The organism is Arthrobacter sp. efr-133-TYG-118 (assembly GCF_030209755.1).
In the GTDB taxonomy this organism is placed as follows: Bacteria; Actinomycetota; Actinomycetes; order Actinomycetales; family Micrococcaceae; genus Arthrobacter.
Window position 1 is genome coordinate 37,696 of sequence record NZ_JARVRH010000027.1, and the last position, 25,559, is coordinate 63,254.

Here is a 25,559-nt window from a genome sequence, read left to right on the forward strand (position 1 = left end):
GACAAAGCCAGCAGACTGGATGGCCTTCCGGCACTCAGGGGGCCGGAGGCTGCTCGCCGCGCTGGGCACGCGCCGCGACGCGGTTCAGAATTCCTGCGAGCCGGTCCGCCGTGGCCGAGGTCCCGGCACTGAACGCCACCCTGCGGCCGCTCACCTGGCGGACGACGACGGCGGGACCGCTGCTGACGAGCATGGCAGTGGCTCCTCGGTGGTGCCGGAGTCCCCACCCGCCAAAGTCGGCGGCCCTGACTTCCTGCGCGGCAGCGCCTGCGATATCCACGGCAGGCACAGTGAGGACCCGCAGAACGCCCGCGACAAAGACCTGGACGCCTCCCCTGTCCGCCCTGACCCGGACGAAGAGGAAGCAGGCTCCGATGACGGCGACCACTGCGAGCAATGCGCCTAACCACGGGAGCGCAATCGCGATCAACATGGCTGGGAACAAGGTGGCCACGCAGATCATCACGAACACCGAACTCCGGGCGTGTACCCACAGCAACATGGAATCCTCCGCCAGGCCGGGGTCTTCCGTCCGGATCCTTTCGGCCTCGAGGGCGGCGTCGTCTTCCGATGTCCAATGCGGGTCGGGCTTGAAAGCCATCATCATGACCACGCCCAGGGGCAGCGCCGCGCCGGCGCCCAGCGCAAGGACGGTGGCATCAACGTGAGAGCTGCGGGCGTCGGCCAGGCCCGTCTGCCCCACGAGGCCGGCGGCCAGCACGGAGGTGATGAAGAGGGTCACCATAAGGCCCATGCCCATCATGACCCGGCGCATGATCACGGGCCGGGCCAGGGGAACTGCCTGGATGAACACCAGCCAGCCCGCGAGGACCAGGAACCCCCCTCCGCCTAAGACGTAGGCGAGGAACGGCGCAAAGCTGACTCCGCCGTCGGCGTTCCACGCGATGGCGACAGGATCGGGAAGGTTGTTGCGCAACATGAGTGCGCACACAGCAAATGCGCCGGCCAGCAGCAGTGGAAATGCCACCGCAAAGCGGAGTGCCCGGAGGTCCAACGAGTCGCGCATCTTTGCCATATTCCAACGCTACCCCGCGCCGGCGACACTGTGATCGAGCTTCCTTGCCAAGGCGGGATCAAGTGAAAGAATGACTTCACAGCGCCGGCGCTGGCTGAAACCAACCGGCTTCTCGACACCATTCTTGGAGGCAAACCTTGCCAGGCCTGAACCTGACGCGCGCCGAAGCCGGACAGCGCGCAGAATTGCTCACCGTGACCTCGTATGACGTCACCCTCGACTTGACGAAGGGCGCCACGGTCTTCGGCTCCACCACGGTGGTGAAGTTCTCCGCCGTCGAGGGCTCCTCGAGCTTTATCGACGCGATCACGGAGACCGTGCACACCGTGACACTGAACGGCACCGAACTCGATCCGGCAGCAGTGTCCGACGGCGTGCGCATCCAGTTGCCCGGCCTCGCCGCGGAGAACGAACTCAGGGTAGTTGCCGATGCCCCCTACATGAACACCGGTGAGGGCCTGCACCGTTTCGTTGACCCGGTGGACAACGAGGTCTACCTGTACACGCAGTTCGAGGTGCCCGATTGCCGCCGCATGTTCGCTGTGTTCGAGCAGCCGGACCTGAAGGCCGCATTCACGTTCACGGTCACTGCGCCCTCGCATTGGGACCTGATCTCCAACTCACCCACTCCGGTTCCGGTGGAAACCACTCCCGCGGACGACGGCGGCGCGCGCTCCGTCTGGCATTTCGCCCCTACTCCCCGCATCTCTTCCTACGTCACTGCCTTGATCGCGGGACCGTACCAATCGGTCCGAAGCAAGGTCACCAGCTCCGATGGCCGCATCATCCCGCTCGGGGTGTTCGCCCGCAAGTCCCTCATGCAATACCTGGACGCCGACAACATCTTCGAATTGACCCGCCAGGGTTTTGAGTTCTTCGAGGCCCAGTTCGGATTCCCGTATCCCTTCGAGAAGTACGACCAACTGTTCGTTCCCGAGTTCAATGCCGGCGCCATGGAAAACGCCGGCGCGGTGACCATCCTCGAAGGCTACGTGTTCCGGGGCAAGGTCACCGACGCCCAGATCGAGCGCCGCGCCATTACCGTGCTGCACGAGCTGGCCCACATGTGGTTCGGGGACCTCGTCACGATGCGATGGTGGAACGACCTCTGGCTCAACGAGTCCTTTGCCGAGTACATGTCCCACTTGGCTGCCGTCGAGAACACGGAATTCGACCGGGCGTGGACAACTTTTGCCTCGGTGGAGAAATCCTGGGCGTATCGGCAGGACCAACTGCCCACGACGCACCCGATTTTCGCCGAGATCAACGATCTCCAGGACGTCGAGGTCAACTTCGATGGCATCACGTATGCCAAGGGAGCTTCGGTGCTGCGGCAGTTGGTTGCCTGGGTGGGACCGGAACAGTTCATGGCCGGTGTCCGCGAATACTTCCAGAAGCATGCCTGGCAGAACACCGAACTGGTGGACCTCATGAAGGAACTCGAAGCTGCCAGCGGCCGCGACTTGGACCAGTGGGGCAAGCTCTGGCTCGAGACTGCCGGCGTCAATACCCTCTCTCCCGAGCTCGAGGTCGACGCCGACGGCATCATCACGTCCTTTACGATCCTGCAGACGGCTATCGACGAGCAGCCCACGCTGCGGCCGCACCGCCTCGCTGTCGGATTCTACGACCTCTCAGCCGAAGGCAAGCTTGAGAGGACCCACCGGGAGGAGCTCGACGTCGACGGCCCCCGGACCGACGTCCCGGCCCTTGCCGGAAAGGCACGTCCGGACCTGGTCCTGCTCAACGACGACGACCTCGCCTACGCCAAGGTGCGCCTCGACCCCACATCCTTGGCCACCGCGAAGGCCCACCTGAAGGACTTCGCCGGCAGCCTGCCGCGCACCCTCGTGTGGGGCTCGGCCTGGGATGCGGCCCGCGACGGCGAAACCCCGGCCCGTGGCTACGCCGAGCTGATCCTGGCGAACATCGCGTCCGAGACCGATTCCTCCGTGATCCAGACCCAGCTCCGGCAGCTGGCCACCACCCTGACCTACTACGTCGCAGCCGAGCACAAGGATGCCGCCACGGTGGCCGCCGCTGACACGCTGTGGGAACTCTCGACCGCGGCGGCTGCCGGATCGGACGCGCAGCTCCAATTCGTGAAGTCCTTCGCGCTGCTTGCCGCGAGCAGCTCCCAATTCGACACAATCCAGGCGGTCTTGGACGGCAGCACCGTCCTGGATGGCCTGACCGTCGACCAGGACTTGCGCTGGGAACTCCTCACCGCGCTGGTGGTGGGCGGGCGCCAGGGCCAAGACCGGATCGACGCCGAACTCGAGCGCGACCACACGGCCAATGGCCAGAACGCGGCCGCTCTGGCGATGGCAGCCCTTCCCACCCCCGAGGCCAAGGCCGACGCGTGGAAGAAGATCGTGGTCACAGGCGAGCTTTCCAACGCCATTCAAAGCTCCGCCGTCACGGGCTTCACACGGGTGCTGGACACCTCCCTGTTGGAGCCGTACGCCGAAGAGTACTTTGAGGCCGTACCGGAGATTGTTGCTACCCGCACCCATGCGCTGGCCCAGCAAATCGTCGTCGGGCTCTACCCGGCGCAGCTGACCACGCAGGCCACGGTTGACCGTACGGACAAGTTCCTCGCTGAGCTGCCGGCGGACAGCAGCGCCCTGCGGCGCATGATGCTCGAGAACCGCGACGGCGTTGCCCGCGCCTTGAAAGCCCGCGCGGCAGACGTCTAGAAACCGTCGGGTAAATCACCGTCAGGCCCCGGTTCCGCTTCACTGGGTTCCCGTGGGTTCGGGAAAACTGAAGGCACTCCCGTCGTGAACTTCACGATTGCGTCGACGCCACGTACATTCGATCAGGCCTCCAATGAGTGGAAGGACGGCGAGACGCTTTTCCTCCGTGCCACGGCGTGGCGGGAGATGGCTGAGAACGTCGCAGCGTCCCTGACCAAGGGTTCGAGGGTTGTTGTCTCCGGCAGGTTGAAGCCGCGGACGTATGAGACGAAAACGGGGGAGAAGCGCACCGTGGTGGAGCTCGAGGCCGACGAGGTTGCCCTGTCCCTCCGCTACACGGCGGCGACATCTGCCGGCGTTCAAGGCGGCCGCCAGGCCGCCGCAAAGAGCCAAAGCGGGCACGCGGCGGTCACTGAACCCGGCGGCTACGCCGACGATGACCGGTGGTTCGGCAAGAACGCCAACCAGGGTATCAACACACCGTTGTAGGGGAGAGCGAAGCAATGCCGCCGATTCCCAAGAAGACCAAGTCCCTCTCGCCATACTTCACTGAAGAGGACGTCGACCAGATCCGGGCCGCGCTCAACGCTGTCGGCTGCCTCGAGGGCTATGCCTCGATCAGCGAACTCGTGGAAGCAGCCACCCTGCGCGAACTCCGTCGGTTGCAGCGCAAATACAACGGAGGCAAAAAGTGGCTAGGCATCCCCGCCGGGCAGATCCGACCCGGCAGGCGCACCCGCGAGGAAAGCCGCCGCAGCCAAAGAAAGTCTGACGGATCGACTCTCCCGCCCCCGTCCTCCAACGGAGTCCTCAACTGCCATCGACGCCCGCCAGCCCCAGGCACGGAAAACCTCCGACTGTGACCGCAGAACAACGGCCGGACGCAACCAGCGACACCGCCACCCGGCGCGCGAAGGATTCCCTGTCCGCAATGGTCAGAAAATTCCTTGTGTTCCCCCCAGCGCACTGGGAGCACACTCGGACTTGCTGAACACGAACGCGAAATGTCGGTCCCAGCGGTTCGCCCGCCGACAGCTCGCCCCTCGGCTTCGGCCGCCAAGCACGCCAGTCACGGGTCGTGGAAGCGGTCCACGGCTTCGGGGGTGGTCCCACCATTGGGGCACCATTCACCCGTGCGGTCATCGTGCGACTCGGAACGGTCCAGGCGTTCGCGGACCTAGGCGGTGACACTCCGGACTTTCTGGCGCGGCATTCCGCCCTGCCCAGATGCGCCTGAGACGTGGACCCACGAGGAAATCCAGCAGAAAGCGATTTTGAATCCCTAGTTTTTCCCTAGGATTTGACCAGCATCCTTGAGGACACACCGACTGGACGCCTAGCGTCGAGGCCATCACTCGTTGGGGGATCGGGCTTTCGCGGAATTGGATAGCCTCGAATCTGTTTCGTAGAAAGACCTGGGGATGACCAATGTCCGGAGCCGGCGCAAGCCTGCCTTGTTTCAGCCTGTTTCCGCACCTTACCTCGCAGTCAAAATGGCTATTGCCACGCTCGTCACGATCGGTGTTTCCCTTTACGGATTGAGCACGCCGGCATTCGCCGAAACTGCCGGCGTGGGCTCTGCACCCCTTGCTCGGGCCTCTATTCAGGCACCATCGCGCGTTCCCGCGGATGCCACGACGTCCGTTCAGGAGACGGTGCCGGTCCAAGGACGTTCCGAGGCCACCTCATTGGGTCTAGGCGGCATCAGCAGAACGGCCAGTCTGCAGCCCGCCTCAACAGGCAGTGTTTTGCCACAGACCATTTCCCGGCAGACGAACGTGAAGGAGCATTCTGGTGCGGTCCCGATGGATTCGGGTGGGCTGTCCGTCACTCTCACAATGACCGTGGGTCAGACGATGCAGTTGACCGCCACGGCGAATCAAGATGTAGGACCGACGCCTTATTACCTTCAGATCTTCTCCAACGGCCAGCAACGCGTGAGTTGCAGCCGAGGGACGACGTGCACCCTCACAAGCACCGCCGGACCACCGTATACCTTCCAGGCAACCATTGGCGGGAATACAGCGTACTTAACGCCCACAAACCAGGTCGCATATTCCAATACCGAAACGCCCCCGCCATGGAGCGTTTCGCTCACCCAATCGGTTTCCGCCACGACCGGACAAGTGACTCTCAACGCCCAAACGAACTACACGCTCACCGGCACCGGATATTTCCTTCAGCTCTGGGACACCAATACCGGGTCGTACGTGACAGAGTGCACCACCGGGACCAGTTGCACCCCCGCCCCGATATTCCCCGGTGCGCCTGATACCTTCGTCGCAACTGTTGACCCTGTTGAAAGACCGTATTACCCGCCAGCAGGTGCGGTAGGAACCTCCAATCCTGTCACCCCTCCCCCTTGGGTATTGAGTTTGAGCGTGAGCGGAACACTGGCGACGTTGACCAGCAACTACGCTGCCCGCACCTCAATAAATCTGGAGATCTACGACCTCGATACCGGAAGTGCATGGGTCTACTGCAACACCGGCATGACCTGCTCGGTCAATCTTCCGTCCAATGGCCATCGCTTCATCGGCGCTGTTGGAAACCAAAGCGCATCCTTCCCTCCTTCGACGGTTTATGCCGTATCCAACCAGGTCGGGATGTCAGGTCCTTCCGGAGCGAACGAGACGGTGGGCGGCCCGAACCCGGCTGAACTGAACCAATGTTTCTCCTGCAGAAGCGACCCGATCAACACGTTCACCGGAGAATTCTTCGAGAACACCACTGACAGTTCAGTGCCAGGGCGTGGACCCGCTATGGAAACCACCCGGTCCTATTCTTCCCAGCGGGCTGGCTATGACAGCGCCTTTGGGTTCGGGTGGACGTTCAACTACGGCATGAATCTGGTGCCGTCACCTTCAGGCGACACAGCGGACGTCCACCAGGAAAACGGCTCGATGGTGACATTCACCGCCAACTCGGGTGCTTACGTTGCCCCGCCCCGTGTCCTCGCCACCCTCGCCCATAACGCCGATGGCTCCTGGACCTACACCCGCAAGGCCAAGGAGATCTTCGATTTCGACTCCAACGGGCTTCTTACCCGGATGCGGGACCTGAACGGCAACGCCATAGCCATCACCCGCGACACAGCCGGGCACGTCACCACCGTCACGGACGGCAGCGGCAGGGCAACGACCTTCGCTTACGACGGATCGGGGCACGTCACCTCGGCTACCGACCCGGCCGGGCGCATCACCGGCTATGCATATGACGGCAACGGCCGGCTCGCCTCCGTTACCGCCCCCGCAGGAGCCGTGACCGGATACGCCTACGGGACCGCCAATCTGCTCACTACCATCACCGACCCGAACGGCAAAACCACCACGAACGCTTACGATGCTGCCCACCGGGTCACCAGGCAGACCGACCGGAACGGCGGCGTGACAACATTCGCCTACGGCGGAGATGGCACTACCACGACGACGTCCCCGGCGGGGCGGGTCATCAAAGAAACCTACATCAACGGGCAACTGGCCACCCGTATCGAAGGCGCAGGCACCGCCCAGGCAGCCACTTGGTCCTACACCTACGACCCGGCAACCTTCGGAACCACCAAAGTCACCGACCCGCTCAACCGCGTCACTACGGGCACCTACGACCCGTCAGGGAACCGGCTCACCAGCACTGACCCGGCAGGCCATACCACCACGTACACGTACGACAGCCTCAATGACGTTACTTCCGCCACGGACCCGGCCGGGACGGTCACAACGCTCACCTACGACGCTAAAGGCAACCTCCTGACCACTTCCACCCCGTTGACCGGCACAAGCCAGGTCTCCGTCGTTGCAAACACCTACGGAGATACCGCTCACCCGGGTGACGTCACCTCGGTCACGGATCCGAACGGCAACACCACCACCCTTAGCTACGACGCCAACGGAGACCGCACCGCAGTCACGGATGCCCTCGGCCGGACCACCGCCACCGCCTACGACGTCCTGGGCAGAAAAATCTCCACGACGACTCCAAGCGGAAAGACCACCAGTTTCACGTACAACACCGCTGGTCTCCTGGCCACGACCACCGATCCGCCCGGCAAGACCACCGCCTACACCTACGATGCCAACGGCAAGACCACAGCCGTCACCGACCGGCTCGGCCACACCACTAGCTACACCTACGATGCGCTTGGCCACCAGACCTCCACGACTGCCGCGGACAGCACTGTCACCTCCAGCGCCTACGACAGCGACGGGAACCTGACCTCCCAGACGGACCAGTCCTCTCACATCACCACTTACACCTACGATTCCAGGAACCGGCTCACGTCCTCCCAGGACGGACTCAACCGGACGACCAGTTACGCTTACGATGCAGCAGGACAGCTCACCGGAAAAACCGACCCAAGCGGCCGGACGACCAGCTACGGCTACAACTCGGGCGGAGACAGAACCAGTACCAGCTACTCCGACGGGGTGACGCCCAACGAAGCCTTCACGTATACCGCCCTGCACCAGCCCGCAACCATCGTGGACGGGACCGGCACAACGGCCATGGTTTACGACTCCCTGGGGCGGCTGACGTCCCGGACCAACGGCGCCGGAAAAACCATCGCCTACGCCTATGATCTGGCAGGCAACGCCACCGCGCAGACCTACCCAAATGCCCAGACCGTCACCCGTGCTTATGACGCGGCCAACAACCTGACTTCGCTGAAGGACTGGCTGAACAATACGACCACCTTCATGACAACGGCCGACAGCCTTCCCGCGACCACCGCCTACGCCAACGGTGTCACGGCCACCACGAGCTACGACAACGCCGGGCTGGCCACCGCCATCACCGACGCCACAGCAACGGCCACACTGGCCAGCTTCACCTACACCCGTAACGACGTCGGCAACCTGGCATCGACCACGACGACAGGGATTAGCCAACCGGCCGAAAACTACGGTTACACCAACCGCGACCAACTGGCCAGTGTCAACACGACCAACTACGGCTATGACGCAGCCGGCAACCCGACAGCCCTGACAACCGGAGCTTCGCTCGCCTACGACGCAGCCAACCAACCCACACAGATCACATTCGGCGGCACTGCCACTGCCATCACGTACGACAACCAAGGCAACAGGCTCACAGGTCCCGCACCGGTATCCGGAACTTCGACGTACACCTGGAATCAGGCCAACCGCCTCGCCAACGCCAACGGGACGACATTCACCTACGACGCCACCGGGCTGAGGGCCTCCCGGACCCCGGCAACAGGGCCAGGACAGTCCTACACCTGGGACACCGCCAAGGCGGTCCCGCTCATGCTCACCGACGGAACCACCAACTACATCTATGACACGGCCGGGAACCCAGTTGAGCAAATCGACTCCAGCGGCGCCGTCCAGTTCTACCAGCACGACCAATACGGATCAACCAGGCTCCTCACCGACGGCGCCGGCAACGTCACAGCCACCTACACCTTCGATCCGAACGGCAACCTCACCAACAAAACCGGCACAGCCGACACCCCGCTGCGGTGGAACGGCCAAACACAGGACATCGATACCGGCCTCTACTATCTCCGAGCCCGCTACTATGACCCCATCACGACACAATTCATCAGCATCGACCCACTGGCGGCCATCACCCACGCGGTCTACAACTACGCCACAAACAACCCGTTCAACTCATCAGACCCACTGGGGCTCTGGAGCTGGAATCCCTTCGAATGGACCGGGGAAGAATGGGCCAAGGTCGGAGCAATCGCTGGAGTCATCGCCCTCACAGCCGCGGTGATTGGTGCCACGGTTGCCACGGGGGGAGCCGCCGCGGTTGTATTTACCGTAATAGAAACCACCGCAACCTTGACCGGAACTGCGATCGGAGTAGGAGCCGCAATCCACGATTGCTCGAAAGGATTCAGCGAGGATTGTGGCTATTCCTTGGCAGGAGTGGGCCTCTCGGCTGTCGGCCTGAAATACGGCAGTCTTCTCAAAGGAACAGCCTGGGAATCCCTGCACGTTGCCGACGCGGCAAGAGCCAATGCGAGAATGGCGTGGGGAGCTGTTCACTTCAGCGGCCCGGCGTATGATGCGATCAACTACAACCGGGCCTACTGCCGAAGCCGATGATCAAAATTCTCATTGGCGCATTTCTCGGTATGGTCGGATATTCTCTGGGGTTCTCAGGAAGGTTCGGGATTCCATCGATCATTCGCAGAGGTTCGCGTATTGAAACGGTCGTCCGGCGCATCAACGTAGCTTTCCACGTTGCGGCAGTCGCTATTGCCTTAGTATTGCCCCCTCTCACACTCTTCATCGGGGCGCCAATCTTCGCCTACCTTGCCGCCGCACTTATCGTCACGTCGCTTTTCCTGTATCGGTTGCAACCGCTGGGTCTTCGAGTGAGCGTAACGAATGCCGGCGGGCAGCGCGCAAAACCACTTGCCGAGCAAGAAAGAACGCGGTGGCCATATGCGTGGACGTGCGGAATCGGCTACGCAATCATGCTCGCATACATATGGACGATCGCCCCGATCTATTGGTGACAGGAATGAAGTGAAGAACGAAAGTCATACCGGGCGCGATGGTTTTCTGCAGACCACGGTCGGCCCCGCTGCCCGTAGGCCCCAGCCACAACATTCCATGAAGGAGAAAACGAAATGGCACGTGCCCCCCAGCCTTCGGAGAAGCGTTGGCCTTCCGAGGTTTCGCGTATCCCGAATCCGTATGCCCCGCTCCGAGAGCGTCCGCCGTTCAGCAAGGCCGCCATCGCCGGGTTCGTTATCAGTTGTATCGGACTATTTGCCCTTGCCATGGTTGGTCCGCTCGGAACAGCCATTTCGGGCCTGGGGCTTCGGCGTGCGAGGGACAAGGGGCTGCGTGGGCGCGGCCTCGCCATCGCGGGCATGATCCTGGGCATCGTGGACTTTGCGTTCTACCTCATCGCCCGTTTCCTGCTCCATCCGTGAAGTTGGAGGAGGTCAGAACTTCGTTTCCATCTGACGCCGCTATAGGTAACCGCTCGTCGTTGCAATGTGGGAAGGACGATCGAGTGTTGTTAGGTAGCGCTCGGCGGCCGGAACACTGAGTCCGAAGAGATCACAGAGTCTGCGTAGGTCTTTGGTAGCTTGGGCTTCGTCCAGAATCCGGTCCTCCCGGAGTGCCTGGGGTGACATACCAAGAGTCTCGATGACCCAGACGTTGCTGACCCGGGTGGTTCGGACCGCGGTTTGTTTGTTGATGAACAGGTGGGGGTTGCTCGTTTCCGGCCATTGGGCCCTGCGGCGGTCCAGCCAAGCAGACAGGCTTTCACGGACACGCGGGGCCAGTAGAACTGTGCGTCCGGGCAAATGCATCCGTCCGTCACGGATATCCGCGAGCAGCAGGGACCGGACCTGTGTGCTGCGCAGGGCGTGGTACCCGATCAGGGTGGCCAAAGCGGTACGGGCAGGGTTGGTGGAGTCGAGGGCGGCTCGCATCGCGCTCTCATTGATCGGCAGGGGAATGCGGGACTCGGGCCAGCCCGTTTTGGTGTGGGTCGTGGGGTTGGCAAAGACAAGCCGCTTGGCTTTGAGCGTGCGGAACAGCGACCGCAGGGCTGCTCCGGTCAGAGCGCGGTCGTTTCCCTGGGAGGGCAACATTCGGTTGATGTCTCCCTTGGTGATTTCGCGCAGGGATGTGCGGCCGTCGGTGGCCCATGCCCGCACGGCGGGGAGTGCGGATCGGACCCGTACCTTGATGGTGGCATGTGCCCTCGGCCGTGATCGCGGGGCTTTCGGGCTTCCGTAAAGCATGGTGTCGAACCAGGTCTGCAGTTCGCTGGTGATGGGTTCCGGAAGACCGGCTACCTTTCGGCCGAACCACGCCACGATCGATGGCTCACGGTCGTCCTGAAGCAACCCGGCCGCCTCGAGAACGTCCAAGATCGGCTGACGGTTGAACGCGACCGGATCGAGCTGATCGACGTCGCTGGCCTTGATCAGCGCGCCAGGCGTGTCCTGAATGCAAGCGAGTATCCGAAGGCCTTGTCGGATACTGACGTTTCTCGTCTTGCTCCACCCGTGCTTGAGGGCATGCTCGCGGGCGACTTGGTCAAGCACCAGGGCGAATTCCGGGTCTGGTGGACTTAGGTTCACCCGGAGGCGGGTGAGGTCCCGGGGCGCGTCGAACAGTGTCAGCTGCCTGTGCATTACCGGATACCGGTGACGAGGTGCAGTCAGCGAAGCCGGACGGGGCTTAAGCCGGCGTTGCCGCCAGATCAGGCCTACAAAGAACAGCTGCTGCCCATGCCGGTTCATTTCGAGGACACCGGGCCCGGTTCCGTGGGGGCGGGCACCCACGGCAGTGCGCCAACACAGCCGGCAGAACCCATCGGGGCTCAGCGCTTTCGTTTCCTGACAGGAGAAGCACGGTCCAACCGTCTTGAACCGGCGGCGCCACCCCCTGCACCCCTCACATAGCCAGCTGGTATGCCGGGTGACTCCCCAGCCGAGGCAATCCAGGCAGCTGTCGATCACGTGAGGTGCGAAGCGGTGACACCGCCGGCACAGCCCGCCTGAGTAGTAGCGTTCCGTGGATCCGCACTTGCGGCACGGCGGTGGCGAGAATGGCCCGCCGGGCATGCACTGGTGGCAGAACGCATCACGCGCCGTTGCAACCGGCCGCGCACCGCACGCCCGGCAGGTCCGCGGGGCGCTCACGCAGGCGGAAGGGTGCGGTTGCGTCCCAACCGGGGTGGGATGACTTGGCCGCCGACTGCAGCGATGTTCTCTTTGGCGGGGCGGCGCGCCGCCACCGCGTCGGGCTCGCGGATGAGCAGCTCGTTTGGCTCGCAGTCCAGGACGTGGCAGATGATGTCGAGATCGTCCAAACGGATTGACATCGGGGTGCCTGTCCACAGGGCAGACATCTTTCCGGCACTGATTTCAAGGCCGGCCTCAGCCAGCCGCCGTCGCAGCTCCGTCGATTTCCAGACTCCGCGTTCGGCGGCCTTCATGCGCAGGTTCCAGCGCATCCGTTCACCTCTTTCCGTTTCCCCATCGCAGCGCGACGCGATCGTTCGCCACGGCCCATGCGGTCTCCACATGATTATCGTGGACGTGGATGTAGCGGGTGGTCGTGGACAGCCATTCATGCCCGAGCAGATCCTGGATGGCTTTGAGGTCCATCCCGCGCTCGTACATCGACGAGGCACAGAAATGGCGCATCCCATGCGGCGTCAGCCGGCCGGACCAGTCCGGAAGCCACAGGCTCACTGCCCTGGCGAAGCCGGACCGCAATGCATCATCTCCGGCCCTGCGGCTACGGCCGAGTTCGGGGTCCCGTCTTTCGCTCGGGAGCAATGGTGCATCGGGATCCTCCCAGTCATCACCGAACTGGTGGCGCACATCAGTGAGCCACCAGTTCAGCAATTCGTCGACGCCGTTGATTGCCGGCACCATCCTCGTCTTGGGGCCGCGGCCCATGCTGCCTTTGCCGAAGCGGACATGCAGTTTGCCCTGCTCGCCCAGATCCGGGCGCCAGTCACGGATGTCGAGCATGACTGTTTCGCCGATCCTAAGCCCAACTCGCCGCCACAGCGATGCGGCGAGGTAGTCCCTTGCAGCGGGCAGGTACTTGCGTGCATCTGGCAAGGCTTCACGCCAGCCCGAGAACAGCACATCCACTTCTCCTCCTGACGGAGGTACCCGGATCATGCCACCGTAGTCGGCCTTCGCGGGACGGTTGAACTCGTCAACTGGTTGCATCACTACGTGACCGGTGAGCTGATGGATTTCACCTTGATACCGGGTGGTGAGGAAGTCGAAGAACCGCGCGATAGTTTCTGCTTTTCCATGGACGGTGCTTCTGGCAAGCCCCTTCGTTTTACGTTCCCTGTTCAGGAACCTGTCGACGTCGGCAGGCTGGGCGGTCCAGACGTAGTTCCCGAGATGCCTCAGCAAGGCAAAGATCACGGAGCGTTCCTTCGAGATGTGGTCGTCGCCGATGCCCGAAGCAGCAGCCGCCAGAGCGAACTGGTCCACGAGCTCCTGCTCGAAATCATCCAGTTCCTGAGGCGACAAGGATTTCCTGGCCACGGCAGGGCGAACGACCGCCAGCTTAACCACAGGCACCTCACTTCGGCCAGAACGAAAGACTGTCAGGAAAACAATATAGTCGTCAGGAATCGTGAAGAAACTTCATTACGCGGAAAGCCTGCCGAAATGGCCTGGGGTTCAGGGATCCAATCACCATTAGGGGGCAGGGAGGCCGAGTGGAACCCGCGACAGTTGCGACAACCGGGGCCTCCCGTGTGCCGCCCGCGAACCCACCGCCGCTAGACTTTCCGCATGAGCCTGGACGAACACCGCTACTCCCTGACCGTGCGCTGGACCGGAAATCTGGGCACGGGGACTTCCACCTATCGCGGCTATACCAGGGACCACGACGTCGAGATCCCCGGCTTGCCCGTCCTGAAGGGCTCCTCGGATCCCACCTTCCATGGAGACCGTAGCCGGTACAACCCCGAACAACTTCTTCTCACCGCCCTTTCCCAGTGCCACATGCTGTCCTTCCTGCATGTCGCGGTCCAACACGGCGTGGTTGTCACCGATTATGTAGACCACGCCGAGGGCATGATGAGGCTCAATCGCGACGGCAGCGGCCAGTTCGAGAACGTCACTTTGAAGCCGCAGGTCACAGTTGCCGACCCAGCGCATGTTTCCCTTGTGGACGAATTGCACCATGAGGCCAACCAGGTGTGCTTTATCGCCAGGAGCGTCAATTTTCCCGTTCTGCATGAGCCGAGCACGACGGTGGCCGCCAGATAGCCACATGACAGGAAGGCTGTTCCCCCAAGAATCACGATGCGCATGCGGCCACGCTACGGCGATAGGGTTGACCGTGGACAGAGTGTTCAGCGCCCGGCAAAAAGGGCCCGGCGAACAATTGGATCCCGTGAGGAGCATTCCCGCACATGAACGTCGCCTCGTCGACCGACAACATCGTGGCCGATGCAGCCAAAATCGATTACGCGTCAATCTTCGTGACGCTGGGCATTGGGTTGGTGGTCTGGGTTGTGGCCCGGTTCGTCATCCTGCGTATTACCCGCCGAGTGGCCGAGGGCACCAGCTTCTTCAAGAAACCGCATTTCAGGTGGGTCCAGCCGGCCTTCCGAGCGCTCGACCATGAACGGCGCGCCCAACGCGCCCACACGATCGGCTCACTGCTGACAAGCGTGTTGAGCGTGGTGGTGGTGGTCATCGTCATCATCTACGTGCTCAAATACCTGAATGTGGATATTGCACCGCTGCTCACCAGCGTCGGGATTTTGGGTGTGGCCATTGGCTTCGGAGCCCAACAGCTCATCCGCGATTTCCTGTCCGGCATCTTCATCACCATCGAGGACCAGTTCGGGATCGGCGATGTGATCGTGACCACCGAAGTGATTGGCACCGTTGAATCCGTAGGCCTCCGGATCACACGCCTGCGGGCCGAAGACGGCGCCATCTGGTATCTGCGCAACGGAGAAATCCTAAGGGTGGGCAACCGCTCGCAAGGCGACTACGTCCCGGAGGAACCAGCAGTCCCGGACGACGTTCCGCCTGCGCCCCCGGGTACTGCGCCTGCCGAAACCGCTGCATCCGGCGCGCCTCAATCTTCAAAGGAATCCCTCAAGATTCAAGAGCAGAAAGCAGGTGAGTGACATGGGCGGCCAGCCGGTATCCTCGACACCGCAGCCAGCCGAACGGCGGCAGTTGATGCAAAACGATCCGTTCAGCCAGCCTGCCTACACCGACAGCTTCTATGAGGCCATCGGTGGCCACGAGACTTTCGTGAAGCTCATTGATGTCTTCTACGACGGCGTCGCAGGAGATCCGTTGCTCCGGCCCATGTACCCGGAACAAGACCTCGCCCCGGCAAAGCGACGGTTCCTTATGTTCCTTGAGCAGTATTGGGGCGGCCCGGGTACCTACAGCGAGGAACGCGGGCACCCCCGGTTGAGGATGCGGCACATGCCGTTCCAGGTGACGCCCGAAGCCAAGGACCGCTGGCTCTTCCACATGCGCACGGCAGTGGATTCGCTCGGCTTGTCGCCGCTTCACGAAGGAACGCTGTGGGACTACATGGAGCGGGCTGCGCTCACGATGGTCAACAGCCCGTCGGTCCAACAGCCCTGAGTTTGTAGGCGCTTGGGCCTGCACCCGCCCAGAGTGGGGCAGCAGGGTCCCTACGTGGCGCGGAACGCGACACGAAAGGGCCTGCCCCAATTTCAGCGGGCTTGGAAGCCCAGGCCTGATCCGGATCGTGCCAGGATGTGGCCCCGGCTCCCGCTGAGCCGGAACCAACGGCCGTTGCGGAAGAGCCGGTGTTCGCCGTCGCCAAGGAAACCGAGCGCCAAGGCCGCGAACGCCGCGCCCGCGGGCACGCCGTCGAGTCCCGGAATCTGCCGGCCCCACACCGCGGCCCTGGCATTGTTGACGATCAACGCGCCGGGCTGATCCGGAACAATCCCGGCCACCTCGGCGATGCCTGCATTCGCGACAGACTTGAGTTCGGCGTCGGGCACTGAACCCAGCGGTTCCCAGCCGCTGCGGGGCGCCCCGACTCCGGCCCACGATTCGGAAACGGTCGACGGCGGGATCGGAAGCTCGACGTCGTCGGCACCGGAACGCGCCAAGCGGTCCAGGACCGAGGACAGGGTTACAGTGACGTCCGCGTGCGCGTCATTGGCAAGGGCGATGGTCCGAAGCCCGAGAATGGTGGGGGTCGCTTCGCCCAGGAGGCGCGGCCTCAGGACGCACACGTACGCAGCCAGGACGCGTCCGGACGCCTGCAGCCGAATGGCGCCATCGTCGATGCTCTTGGCACGCGTGACATAAGTGCGGAGATCCGCCAGATCACGGGGATCGACGAAATGGAAGGACTGGGTCAATACATCGGACACATCATCGACTCTACCGGCATGTCCGCGGTTGAGAGGGGTCAGGGGTGCGTCTAGAGTCGAACCATGACTGACGCGCGCGCCGGCCTGGAACATCAGGTCGCCCTTGAGGACCCCACATCCACCCTCATCGACCTGTTGTCCTTGGCCGACTTCGACGGCGCGAGGACAGCCGAGGACATCTTCCTCGGGCCGTCCCAGAAACAGCCACGCCACCGCGTGTTCGGCGGGCAGGTGCTCGCCCAGTCGCTCGTGGCCGGCATCCGCACGGTCGAGGATGACCGAACCGTCCATTCCATGCATGGCTATTTCCTTCGTCCGGGCGACGCCAACCAGCCCATCACTTTCAGCGTTGAACGGCTTCGTGACGGACGCTCGTTCTCAGCCCGGCGAGTCCACGCCTACCAGGAAGGCCAACCGATCCTGTCGATGATCGCTTCCTTCCAGACCGAAGCCGAGGGCGTGGAGCACCAGTCCTCCATGCCGGCCGGAATCCCGGACCCCGAATCACTGCCGAGCACGGCGGAACTGCTGCAGAAGTACGACCATCCGCTCGCCCGCCACATGTCCTTCGAGCGGCCCTTCGATGTCCGCCACGTCGATCCCGCAATCTATGTGGAGGCGCCGAAGGACCGGGTAGCCAGCAATGCGGTCTGGATGAAGACCTTCGGCCCGATGCCGGACGATCCCAACCTTCATCTGGCCGCCCTGGCGTACGCAAGCGACTACACCATCCTGGAATCGGTGCTGCGCAAGAACGGATTGAGCTGGATGACGCCAGGCATGAGCGTCGCGAGCCTTGACCACGCCATGTGGTGGCATCGCCCCGTCCGCGTGGACGAGTGGCTGCTCTACGTGCAGGAGTCCCCCAGCGCCCAAGGCGCCCGCGGACTGGCCACCGGCAAGATCTTCAGCCGCAATGGCCGGCACGTCGCCACGGTGGCGCAAGAGGGCATGCTCCGGATCCCGTCGTAGCTGCCGCAACGCCGCCAGGATCATCGAAGCAAAGAAGACCGGCGCCCCGGAGAAATATCCAGGGCGCCGGCCTTCTGTGGAGCAATTCGCTTAGTCGCGGGTCAGCTTGCGGTGCGTGACGCGGTGCGGCTTGGCAGCGTCCGCACCGAGGCGCTCCACTTTGTTCTCCTCGTAGGACTCGAAGTTACCCTCGAACCAGTACCACTTCGACGGGTTCTCCTCGTCGCCTTCGTAGGCCAGGATGTGGGTGGCAACCCGGTCGAGGAACCACCGGTCGTGCGAGACCACTACGGCGCAGCCGGGGAACTCGAGCAAGGCGTTCTCAAGACTGCTGAGGGTTTCGACGTCGAGGTCGTTGGTGGGCTCGTCAAGAAGCAGGAGGTTTCCGCCCTGCTTGAGGGTCAGTGCCAGGTTCAGGCGGTTACGCTCACCACCGGAGAGCACCCCGGCCTTCTTCTGCTGGTCCGGCCCCTTGAAGCCGAAGGCCGCGACGTAGGCGCGGGACGGCATTTCAACATGGCCGACCTGGATGAAGTCCAGACCGTCTGAAACGACCTCCCACAGGGTCTTGTTGGGGTCGATGCCGCCACGGCTCTGATCTGCGTAGGAGATCTTGACCGAGTCACCGATCTTGAGGTCGCCACCGTCGAGCGGTTCCAGCCCGACGATGGTCTTGAACAAGGTGGTCTTGCCGACGCCGTTAGGACCGATGACGCCGACAATGCCGTTACGGGGCAGCGTGAACGAAAGCCCGTCGATCAGGGTCCGGTCCTCGAAGCCCTTCTGCAGGTTCTTCGCTTCCAGAACCAGGCCACCTAGACGCGGTCCCGGCGGAATCTGGATTTCCTCGAAGTCGAGCTTCCTGGTGCGGTCAGCCTCGGCCGCCATTTCCTCGTACCGGGCCAGACGAGCCTTCGACTTGGTCTGGCGGCCCTTGGCGTTGGAGCGGACCCATTCAAGTTCCTCGGTGAGGCGCTTGGCCTGCTTGGCGTCCTTCTTGCCCTGGATTTCAAGGCGGGCGCGCTTCTTCTCCAAGTACGTGGAGTAATTGCCTTCATAGGGGTAAAGGCGGCCGCGGTCCACTTCACAGATCCACTCGGCGACGTGGTCCAGGAAGTAGCGGTCGTGAGTGATGGCGAGGACGGCACCGGGGTAGGAAGAGAGGTGCTGCTCCAGCCACAGGACACTTTCGGCATCCAAGTGGTTGGTGGGCTCGTCAAGGAGCAAGAGATCAGGCTTCTGCAGCAGGAGCTTGCAGAGCGCTACGCGCCGGCGCTCACCACCGGACAGGACAGTCACGTCGGAGTCACCCGGCGGGCAGCGGAGTGCGTCCATGGCCTGCTCGAGCTGGGAATCGATGTCCCACGCATCCGCAGCGTCGATGGCTTCCTGAAGGTGGCCCATTTCCTCCAGCAGGGTGTCGTAGTCGGCGTCCGGGTTGGCCATTTCCTCGGAGATCGCGTTAAAGCGCTGGATCTTCGAGTAGATCTCGCCCACGCCTTCCTGGACGTTGCCCAGGACGGTCTTTTCCTCGTTCAGGGGCGGCTCCTGCAGGAGGATGCCCACGGAGTAGCCGGGGCTGAGGCGGGCTTCGCCGTTCGACGGTGTGTCGATACCAGCCATGATCTTCAGGATCGTGGATTTGCCGGCTCCGTTCGGGCCAACGACGCCGATCTTCGCGCCAGGGAAGAACGACATGCTGACATCGTCCAGGATTAGTTTTTCGCCAACGGCCTTGCGAGCCTTGGTCATCGTATAAATGAATTCCGCCATGCCGTTAAATCTAATGGGTGGCAAGGCATAACTCACATTCGGCCCTGCTAGCGGGAATCCCCGACGAAGCATTTGCCGCTGGCCAACACCGGCAACACCGTCACGGAAACCTGGCCGGCCCTGATCTCGCCCATGACGCAGTCCTTGTCCAGTCTGGCCGCGGCCTCGATGGCGTCGACATCCAGCCCCGTTGGCGTCTTGCTCGCGGACACCTCGACAGCAGGGGCCGGAATGCCGGCCGATACGAGTTGCGATCGCAGGTCGTCTTGTGCCGGTTTCGGGGTTGCGGCGGCAATGGTCTTCAGGACGGACTCCATGGTCTGCTTCAGTGCGGCAGTGCCCGGGCTGAGCGAAGCGGATGCCGATGCCGATGAGTTTCCAGCACTCGGGGTGACAGCGGGAGCGGCAGTGGCTGTGCTCGACGGGGCAGGCGATGAGACCGCCATGCTTCCTGACACAACAGGAGCAGGCGCCGTGCAGCCGGCCACCAGCCCGGTCACGACTAACGGTACTGCAAGCAGCAAACCCGGGCTTCCGGCCGCGTGGCGGCGTCCTGATCGTTTTCGCGGCGTTCCCCTGCTCATCACCCGGCCATTCTGCCATGCGGCGCACTAACCGCTGCGCCACACGGCATCCGCAGATGTCCGTGGCATCCCTGTTTCAGGCGCCGGCGTCATTTCAGGCCGCATCATTTCAGAGCATCCACGAGTTCTCCGGTGTGAGTATCAACGAGAACCGACTCATCGCTTTCTCCGGCCGGAAGGATAGCTTCCCGCTCGGCTGCGGCACTGCCGTCTTCGTCGTCGTGCGGGCCGTCTTCACCATCTTCCTCGTCCGAGGGCCACGGGTTCTCCGGCTCCGCCTCAGCGGCCAGGGGCGTGCTTTGCGGGCCGGTGCTACCAGTGGTCCGGATGAAATTCGCCGAGCCCCACATGAGGTCGTGCCCCACCGACTCGGCGACGATTTCGGCAACGTGGTAGATCTTGCCGTCGTGTTCCCATTGCCTCAACTTGAGTTTCCCGACCACGATGACCCGCTGGCCCTTCTTGACGCTGCATCCGATGTTTCCCGCGAGATGCCTGAACGCCTGGACGCTGAACCAATTGGTGTTGCCATCCACCCAGGCATCGTTCGCGCGGTCGAACCTGCGGGCGGTGGAGCCCAGCCGGAACGAGGCCGTCCCCGTTCCGCCCGGGGTAGTCGAACTTTTGGGTTCCGTGGCAACGAATCCCCGGACAGTGATGATGTCGTTCATGGTCTTGTCCTAACGTGAGTTGAGCTGCTTGTCTGGCCCTTTCAGCTTCACGTGCCGCGCAAATCCGCGGCAGTATCCACTTCGCGTATGTGGATAGCCGGGCCCAATGCCCGCCTGTGGGGGGAGAGTCACGGTCGAAACCGAGCCGACTACACAGGCAGCCGCCGCAATGTAAACTCTTGATGGCGCCTCAACCACGTGCTGTGCGTGCGTCGCCTGCCTCGGTAGCTCAGAGGATAGAGCAGGAGCCTTCTAATCTCTTGGTCGGGGGTTCGATTCCCTCCCGGGGCACCCAGAGCGGCTCTGAACTGCGGAAACGTAGTCCAGAGCCGCTCTTCTCTTAGCATCAGCGTCATCTGTGAACGTGAGCTGTTCCACGCTGGACTTCCAGCGATCTGGACATCAACGACCCGGGGCTTGTTCGCGGTCAGGGTGTATCGCCTCTTGAGCTCGGCCAATATCGGCTGCGTTGGTTAACAACGGCAGCGCAAGAGGCTCAAAAGTCGGGTGTGGACCACTCGCGACGGTGTTTTACGAGCCAATCTAGTGTTTCGCTGAGGATCCGTTCCGCGCCGGACAAGCCGGACTACCACGACTGAGCACAGACAATCGACGACCTGAGATTGGTGAAGAACTTGGACGGACAACAATCGATCTGGGTCATTGCGGTGCTGGCGGGCGCGGCACTCGTAGCACTTGTTTTGATCTTCGGGCGGCGACCCCCGGCGCTCAAAAATCACAAACGGTTTGCCAAACACCGCGAACGCGACGCCGGAATCAGGCGGGCGGCCAAGCCGAAGGCGAGATCACGCAGCCGACCGGACGGGCTCGGGGCCGCCCCTCCGGACGGGGTCGACCTAATCACTGACCCCACGCAGCATTAGGTGACACGCCATCACCGCGGGCCCCGCAAGCTGGCCGGATGTCGAAAGGCTCTTCGGCGTCCGTGGCGAGCCCTCGCGCTGTTGGTGCCGGTGGTTCGCCCTCACCGGTCAGGATTGGAAGACCACTCCCCCTGATGCGCGCAAGGAACAGCTCAAAGCCAAATTCAACGACGGCCCCGAACCCGGCGTCCTGGCGTTCCGGGGCGGCGAAGCGGTGGGCTGGTGCGCGGTGGAGCCGCGCCAGTGCTATCCGCGCATCGAACGATCCCAGGTCCTCAGAACCGCGGGAGCAGGTGCCCAGGAAGGCACGGGAGTTTGGTCGGTGAGCTGTTTCGTGGTTTCTCCTGGCCACCGCCGGAGCGGGGTGGCCGCCGCACTGCTGGAAGCCGCCGTCGGGCATGCCTTCGCGCACGGCGCCGAAATCGTGGAAGGCTACCCCGTGGATCCCTCGCTGCGGCCCAAGGCCGGTCCGGCCGATCTCTACCAGGGGACTGTGAAGTTGTTCGAGGCGGCTGGCTTCTTTACGGTTTCCACAGAGGTATCCGGAAGGGCGGTCATGCGCCTGCGGCGCTGATTCTCGAAACCCCGTACGCCGGAGAAACAACCCAGCTAAGGCAGTGTCAACACAACCGGGCCGTCTGCAGTGATCGCCACGGTGTGTTCGCTGTGCGCCGCACGGCGGCCGTTGGCGGAGCGCAGGGTCCACTGGTCGTCGTCGTGGTAGTAGTCGTCGCGGCCGCCCAGGATCAACATCGGCTCGATAGCGATCACCAGGCCCTCCACGAGCTTCACTCCACGGCCCGGCCGTCCGATGTTCGGCACGCTCGGCTCGGCGTGCATGGCCCGGCCAATGCCGTGCCCGCCATGATCTGCAAGGATCCCGTAGCCGCTGCGTTTGGCTTCTCCGCCAATGGCGTACGCAAGGTCGCCCATCTTGTTTCCGATCCTGGCGGCCTCGATTCCGCGGGCGAGGGCGGCGTCCGTGGCATCGATCAATTCCTGGTCCACCGGATCCACAGTGCCCACAATGAAACTGACTGCCGCGTCCCCGCACCAACCCTCCACGAATGCCCCGCAATCGACGCTCAACAGATCGCCGTCCTGCAACACATATCCGTCCGGGATGCCGTGCACCACGGCGTCGTTGACGCTCGTGCAAATGACCCCTGAAAAGGGCGTGGACGCCCACCGCGGACGGTAATTCAGGAACGCGGGCTTGGCTCCGGCGGCCCCCATGAAAGCGGCCGCCACCTCGTCCAGTTCCTTGAGGGACACTCCAACCCCGGCGTGCGTACGAACCTCCGAAAGCGTGTTGGCAACCACTCTCCCGGCTTCGCGCATGAGCGCAATCTCTTCTGGGGTCTTCACCATCGACACTGAGGCCTCCAAGCATGAGGAACCAGGGGCCGGACCGGCCGCCGGACGAACTCTTCCACCCACTCTATGGGCGCCGCCATCCCAGTCAACCTGGTAGCGGGTCCGCCCCGGCGCAGGAGTGTCCTAAAGTCGCGGTATGGAACACCGCAGAATCGCCATCATCCGCGAACGCCTGCAGGCAGAGGCAGATCCGGACCGTGCGAAAGCGGCACAGGCGTACATGAAATCATCCATGCCTTACCTCGGTGTCAGGGTCCCCGCAGTCCGCCGCATGGTCCTCGCGACCGCTAAGGAACTCCCCTTCGGGTCGCCTGCCGAACTTCGTGACGATGTCGGGCGGCTGTGGCGGGAAGCTACATGGCGGGAAGAACGCTACGCGGCCATCGATCTGACCTCGCTTAAGTCCGTGGCCAATGATCTGGAGATGTTGCCGCTGTATGAGGAAATCATCCGGACAGGCGCATGGTGGGACTTTGTTGACGGCGTTTCCGACCGTATTGGCGTCCTTCTGCAACACCACCGGACCACGCTGACCCCGCTCTTGCGGGCATGGGCAAGCGACCCGGACTTCTGGATCCGTCGCGCTGCCATCACCTCCCAGCTCAAGGCAAAGACTGCCACGGACCAAGAACTTCTCGCCACGGCGCTTGACGCCAACCTGGCCGACAAGGAGTTCTTCATCAGGAAAGCAATCGGCTGGACCCTGCGGGAGTACGCCAAGACCGATCCTCAATGGGTAAGGAGCTATGTGGAAACCCGACAGGCCAGGCTGAGCCCGTTGTCCCTACGTGAAGCGATGAAACACCTCGGGTGAATCCGGTTCAGGACTTCGGCTTGAGCTTGAGTTTCAAAATTCCGCGCCGTGGGCGGAACAGCACGTGGGTCTTCTTGTCAAAGAACACCAGGTAGGCGATGAAGGAGACCGCGATGGCGATGGCCACTCCGCGCACCACCTCAATGGGGATCCACGGGAAGACACTCAATTGGTCCGTCAGGGCGATAAGCGTGAAGAACGCCGTCAAATAGAAGACCGTCCGAAGCTGGGCGCCGTCGGCAATGCCCGTCACGGTAAAGAACACCAGCAGCCACACCATGTACCAAGGCTGGATCACCGGCGCCAGGACGACGACGGCGGCGAAAGCCCACGCCATCCGGCGAAGCACGGTCTTGTTGAACTCGGTTTCGTCGTGGAGCGGCGCCGGCAAGCCCAGTCCGCGACCCGGCGTCCGTACGGCGAGCCAGACGATGGCAAGCGCCGAGACCGCCGTTCCGGCGGTCTGGATAACATCCGTCACGGGAACGCCGGGACCCCCGAAAAGCCCGACGACGAATCCCGCCGTATGTGCCAGCAACCCCACCGGCGCGTACCAGATCCATACGGCGCCGGGAGTCTGGAGGGCGCCAAGCCAGCCAAATCCCAGGCCGTTCACCAATCCTGCGGCTGCCAGCAGTCCCAAGGACAAACCCAACGTCGCCGACCAGCAGAGCATTCGCCGGCCCCAGCCGGCACGGGCGCCGGCCCACAGCAGCCCGGCAAAAGGCAAGGCAATCAAAGTAATCGGCTTGATGGCGATCGAGGCCGTGATCAGCACGATTCCAAGCACGGGTCGTTTGACGGAGGCGAAGTACAGTCCGGCAACAACCAGTCCCAACATCAAGGAGTCGTTGTGCGCGCTGGCGATGAAGTTGATCAGGAGAACCGGGTTGAGCACCCCAAGCCAGAGCGCCCGCTCCGGGTTCACGCCGTGGAGGGCAGCCAAGCGGGGAACGTAGACAGCGAGCAGTATGACCCCGGCGAGGGCGGCCAGGCGGAAGGGAATCAATGCGAGCTCGGGGACACTGGCGCTCACCCACACGGCGCCCTGTTCGATCCAGAGCCACAGCGGACCGTAAGGCGTCGGTGCTTCGGTCCACAATTTGTCGGGTCCAAGCGAAAAGTAGTTGCTCAGGGCGGAGATGCCGTTGGTGTATGGATTCAGGCCCTGCTCCATGAGGCGGCCCTGGCCGATGTAGGCATATGCGTCCCTGCTGAACAACGGCAAGCTGACCATCATCGGGACTGCCCACATCCACAATGCGCGCCGAAGGACAGGACGCGAGGACGGGTTCCAACCGCCGATCCGCTGGGCAATGCGCAGCCAGGAGCGCAGGAGCAGGAGTGCCCCGAGGCAGAGCATCACGGTGCAGAGGATCACGCCAACCGGTGAAGTCCTGGCCATGATGAAGAGGGGCGTGCGGATCAAGGCGCTGCTACTGGCCAGCCAGCCGACCCCTACCGAACCTGCCACCATGAGCAAAGACCCGATGAATCCCTGGAGGATTGCCGTCCTTGCGGCCTTGGCAATTACAGTGCCGTGTACCGGGGCGTTGGAATCTCCAAGCGCCTCTGGATGAGCCAACGAACTCCCCACCTCACGCTCACGAAACTTCGACGTCACCATCAAACAAAATCCTGTCCGGTTCCCTGCCGCATCCGGGCCAAAGTGGCACTGCCGGCTGCCATGGATTATTGCAACTGTAGCATCGCCACCCTTGGCATCCCGGGGCCAACCGGACCGTGGGTCTGCCCGCGAAAGTGGCCTGAGATAGGATGGATGGGGCTCTTACGGCACCCTGTGACGATAACTACCTGACAAGGATCCTCCCATTTCCACGGACTCATTCTTCAGCGCGCTCACACGGTTCCGGCATCG

At 63.0% G+C, this 25,559-nt stretch carries 21 protein-coding genes and 1 tRNA gene; 12 read left to right on the forward strand and 10 right to left on the reverse strand.

Going from position 1 to position 25,559, the window contains the following annotated elements; genetic code table 11:
- Positions 1 to 34 precede the first annotated feature (34 nt).
- Positions 35 to 1,036: a hypothetical protein gene (locus QRN59_RS20085; RefSeq protein ID WP_284984216.1), complete on the reverse strand. Its 1,002-nt coding sequence runs from the start codon at positions 1,034 to 1,036 to the stop codon at positions 35 to 37.
- Between the two features lie 137 nt (positions 1,037 to 1,173).
- Here QRN59_RS20085 and pepN point away from each other — a divergent pair, with 137 nt between their 5' ends.
- The 5 genes from pepN (at position 1,174) to QRN59_RS20110 (ending at position 10,648) form a co-directional block, all read left to right on the forward strand.
- Positions 1,174 to 3,735: an aminopeptidase N gene (gene pepN / locus QRN59_RS20090; protein ID WP_284984217.1), complete on the forward strand. Its 2,562-nt coding sequence runs from the start codon at positions 1,174 to 1,176 to the stop codon at positions 3,733 to 3,735.
- 84 nt (positions 3,736 to 3,819) lie between these two features.
- Entirely contained in the window at positions 3,820 to 4,224 is a 405-nt protein-coding gene (gene ssb / locus QRN59_RS20095; protein WP_502871095.1) for a single-stranded DNA-binding protein, read from the forward strand.
- Positions 4,225 to 4,238: 14 nt separating this feature from the next.
- Complete coding sequence (locus tag QRN59_RS20100; protein ID WP_350225251.1) at positions 4,239 to 4,598, forward strand: ParB family protein; 360 nt, start codon at positions 4,239 to 4,241, stop codon at positions 4,596 to 4,598.
- 1,518 nt (positions 4,599 to 6,116) lie between these two features.
- A complete protein-coding gene (locus QRN59_RS20105) occupies positions 6,117 to 9,809 on the forward strand; it encodes an RHS repeat-associated core domain-containing protein (RefSeq protein ID WP_284984218.1) in 3,693 nt (1,230 codons plus the stop codon).
- Between the two features lie 530 nt (positions 9,810 to 10,339).
- The gene (locus QRN59_RS20110) at positions 10,340 to 10,648 is read left to right on the forward strand and encodes a DUF4190 domain-containing protein (RefSeq protein WP_284984219.1); all 309 of its coding nucleotides are present in this window, start codon (positions 10,340 to 10,342) and stop codon (positions 10,646 to 10,648) included.
- Between the two features lie 39 nt (positions 10,649 to 10,687).
- Here QRN59_RS20110 and QRN59_RS20115 read toward each other — a convergent pair whose 3' ends face one another.
- The 3 genes from QRN59_RS20115 to QRN59_RS20125 all read right to left on the reverse strand — a co-directional run bounded on the left by QRN59_RS20115 (position 10,688) and on the right by QRN59_RS20125 (position 13,741).
- Positions 10,688 to 11,869 (reverse strand): site-specific integrase, encoded by a 1,182-nt coding sequence (locus QRN59_RS20115; protein WP_284984220.1) that lies wholly within the window; start codon positions 11,867 to 11,869, stop codon positions 10,688 to 10,690.
- A gap of 506 nt (positions 11,870 to 12,375) precedes the next feature.
- Positions 12,376 to 12,693 carry a helix-turn-helix domain-containing protein gene (locus QRN59_RS20120; protein WP_284984221.1) on the reverse strand — a complete coding sequence of 106 codons (318 nt, stop codon included), beginning with the start codon at positions 12,691 to 12,693 and terminating at the stop codon, positions 12,376 to 12,378.
- Between the two features lie 4 nt (positions 12,694 to 12,697).
- On the reverse strand, positions 12,698 to 13,741 hold the full coding sequence (locus tag QRN59_RS20125; protein ID WP_284984222.1) for a tyrosine-type recombinase/integrase: 1,044 nt from the start codon (positions 13,739 to 13,741) through the stop codon (positions 12,698 to 12,700).
- A gap of 267 nt (positions 13,742 to 14,008) precedes the next feature.
- Here QRN59_RS20125 and QRN59_RS20130 point away from each other — a divergent pair, with 267 nt between their 5' ends.
- The 3 genes from QRN59_RS20130 (at position 14,009) to QRN59_RS20140 (ending at position 15,838) form a co-directional block, all read left to right on the forward strand.
- Complete coding sequence (locus QRN59_RS20130) at positions 14,009 to 14,488, forward strand: OsmC family protein (RefSeq protein ID WP_284984223.1); 480 nt, start codon at positions 14,009 to 14,011, stop codon at positions 14,486 to 14,488.
- 146 nt (positions 14,489 to 14,634) lie between these two features.
- A complete protein-coding gene (locus QRN59_RS20135) occupies positions 14,635 to 15,363 on the forward strand; it encodes a mechanosensitive ion channel family protein (RefSeq protein WP_284984224.1) in 729 nt (242 codons plus the stop codon).
- A gap of 1 nt (position 15,364) precedes the next feature.
- Complete coding sequence (locus QRN59_RS20140; RefSeq protein ID WP_284984225.1) at positions 15,365 to 15,838, forward strand: globin; 474 nt, start codon at positions 15,365 to 15,367, stop codon at positions 15,836 to 15,838.
- Between the two features lie 92 nt (positions 15,839 to 15,930).
- On the opposite strand, the gene QRN59_RS20145 is transcribed toward QRN59_RS20140, so the two are convergent.
- Positions 15,931 to 16,605 (reverse strand): DUF8185 domain-containing protein, encoded by a 675-nt coding sequence (locus QRN59_RS20145; RefSeq protein ID WP_284984226.1) that lies wholly within the window; start codon positions 16,603 to 16,605, stop codon positions 15,931 to 15,933.
- Between the two features lie 63 nt (positions 16,606 to 16,668).
- Here QRN59_RS20145 and QRN59_RS20150 point away from each other — a divergent pair, with 63 nt between their 5' ends.
- Positions 16,669 to 17,577, forward strand: coding sequence for an acyl-CoA thioesterase (locus tag QRN59_RS20150; RefSeq protein WP_284984227.1), 909 nt, complete (start codon positions 16,669 to 16,671; stop codon positions 17,575 to 17,577).
- A gap of 90 nt (positions 17,578 to 17,667) precedes the next feature.
- Here QRN59_RS20150 and ettA read toward each other — a convergent pair whose 3' ends face one another.
- The 3 genes from ettA to QRN59_RS20165 all read right to left on the reverse strand — a co-directional run bounded on the left by ettA (position 17,668) and on the right by QRN59_RS20165 (position 20,605).
- Positions 17,668 to 19,350 (reverse strand): energy-dependent translational throttle protein EttA, encoded by a 1,683-nt coding sequence (ettA, locus tag QRN59_RS20155; RefSeq protein ID WP_236811427.1) that lies wholly within the window; start codon positions 19,348 to 19,350, stop codon positions 17,668 to 17,670.
- Positions 19,351 to 19,397: 47 nt separating this feature from the next.
- Positions 19,398 to 19,796, reverse strand: a complete 399-nt coding sequence (locus QRN59_RS20160; RefSeq protein WP_284984228.1) for a DUF6993 domain-containing protein — start codon at positions 19,794 to 19,796, stop codon at positions 19,398 to 19,400.
- A gap of 242 nt (positions 19,797 to 20,038) precedes the next feature.
- On the reverse strand, positions 20,039 to 20,605 hold the full coding sequence (locus tag QRN59_RS20165) for a single-stranded DNA-binding protein (protein ID WP_284984229.1): 567 nt from the start codon (positions 20,603 to 20,605) through the stop codon (positions 20,039 to 20,041).
- Between the two features lie 218 nt (positions 20,606 to 20,823).
- On the opposite strand from QRN59_RS20165, the gene QRN59_RS20170 reads away from it, so the two are divergent.
- Positions 20,824 to 20,896, forward strand: a tRNA-Arg gene (locus QRN59_RS20170).
- A 603-nt stretch (positions 20,897 to 21,499) separates the two neighbouring features.
- On the forward strand, positions 21,500 to 22,063 hold the full coding sequence (locus QRN59_RS20175) for a GNAT family N-acetyltransferase (RefSeq protein ID WP_284984340.1): 564 nt from the start codon (positions 21,500 to 21,502) through the stop codon (positions 22,061 to 22,063).
- A gap of 35 nt (positions 22,064 to 22,098) precedes the next feature.
- Here the strand turns inward: QRN59_RS20175 and map are convergent, their stop codons facing one another.
- Positions 22,099 to 22,866: a type I methionyl aminopeptidase gene (gene map, locus QRN59_RS20180; protein ID WP_284984230.1), complete on the reverse strand. Its 768-nt coding sequence runs from the start codon at positions 22,864 to 22,866 to the stop codon at positions 22,099 to 22,101.
- A 136-nt stretch (positions 22,867 to 23,002) separates the two neighbouring features.
- Here map and QRN59_RS20185 point away from each other — a divergent pair, with 136 nt between their 5' ends.
- Positions 23,003 to 23,680 carry a DNA alkylation repair protein gene (locus QRN59_RS20185; protein ID WP_284984231.1) on the forward strand — a complete coding sequence of 226 codons (678 nt, stop codon included), beginning with the start codon at positions 23,003 to 23,005 and terminating at the stop codon, positions 23,678 to 23,680.
- Positions 23,681 to 23,687: 7 nt separating this feature from the next.
- Here QRN59_RS20185 and mptB read toward each other — a convergent pair whose 3' ends face one another.
- Positions 23,688 to 25,307 carry a polyprenol phosphomannose-dependent alpha 1,6 mannosyltransferase MptB gene (mptB, locus tag QRN59_RS20190; RefSeq protein WP_284984232.1) on the reverse strand — a complete coding sequence of 540 codons (1,620 nt, stop codon included), beginning with the start codon at positions 25,305 to 25,307 and terminating at the stop codon, positions 23,688 to 23,690.
- Positions 25,308 to 25,559: the final 252 nt, after the last annotated feature.

Coding starts and splice junctions, on each gene's coding strand:
- QRN59_RS20115 (WP_284984220.1), bottom strand. CDS start 11,869: ATGCACAGGCAGCTGACACTGTTCGACGCGCCCCGGGACCTCACCCGC.
- mptB (WP_284984232.1), bottom strand. CDS start 25,307: ATGGTGACGTCGAAGTTTCGTGAGCGTGAGGTGGGGAGTTCGTTGGCT.
- QRN59_RS20085 (WP_284984216.1), bottom strand. CDS start 1,036: ATGGCAAAGATGCGCGACTCGTTGGACCTCCGGGCACTCCGCTTTGCG.
- QRN59_RS20135 (WP_284984224.1), top strand. CDS start 14,635: ATGAACGTCGCCTCGTCGACCGACAACATCGTGGCCGATGCAGCCAAA.
- QRN59_RS20150 (WP_284984227.1), top strand. CDS start 16,669: ATGACTGACGCGCGCGCCGGCCTGGAACATCAGGTCGCCCTTGAGGAC.
- ettA (WP_236811427.1), bottom strand. CDS start 19,350: ATGGCGGAATTCATTTATACGATGACCAAGGCTCGCAAGGCCGTTGGC.
- QRN59_RS20130 (WP_284984223.1), top strand. CDS start 14,009: ATGAGCCTGGACGAACACCGCTACTCCCTGACCGTGCGCTGGACCGGA.
- QRN59_RS20110 (WP_284984219.1), top strand. CDS start 10,340: ATGGCACGTGCCCCCCAGCCTTCGGAGAAGCGTTGGCCTTCCGAGGTT.
- QRN59_RS20185 (WP_284984231.1), top strand. CDS start 23,003: ATGGAACACCGCAGAATCGCCATCATCCGCGAACGCCTGCAGGCAGAG.
- QRN59_RS20100 (WP_350225251.1), top strand. CDS start 4,239: ATGCCGCCGATTCCCAAGAAGACCAAGTCCCTCTCGCCATACTTCACT.
- QRN59_RS20165 (WP_284984229.1), bottom strand. CDS start 20,605: ATGAACGACATCATCACTGTCCGGGGATTCGTTGCCACGGAACCCAAA.
- QRN59_RS20120 (WP_284984221.1), bottom strand. CDS start 12,693: ATGCGCTGGAACCTGCGCATGAAGGCCGCCGAACGCGGAGTCTGGAAA.
- QRN59_RS20140 (WP_284984225.1), top strand. CDS start 15,365: ATGGGCGGCCAGCCGGTATCCTCGACACCGCAGCCAGCCGAACGGCGG.
- QRN59_RS20160 (WP_284984228.1), bottom strand. CDS start 19,796: ATGGCGGTCTCATCGCCTGCCCCGTCGAGCACAGCCACTGCCGCTCCC.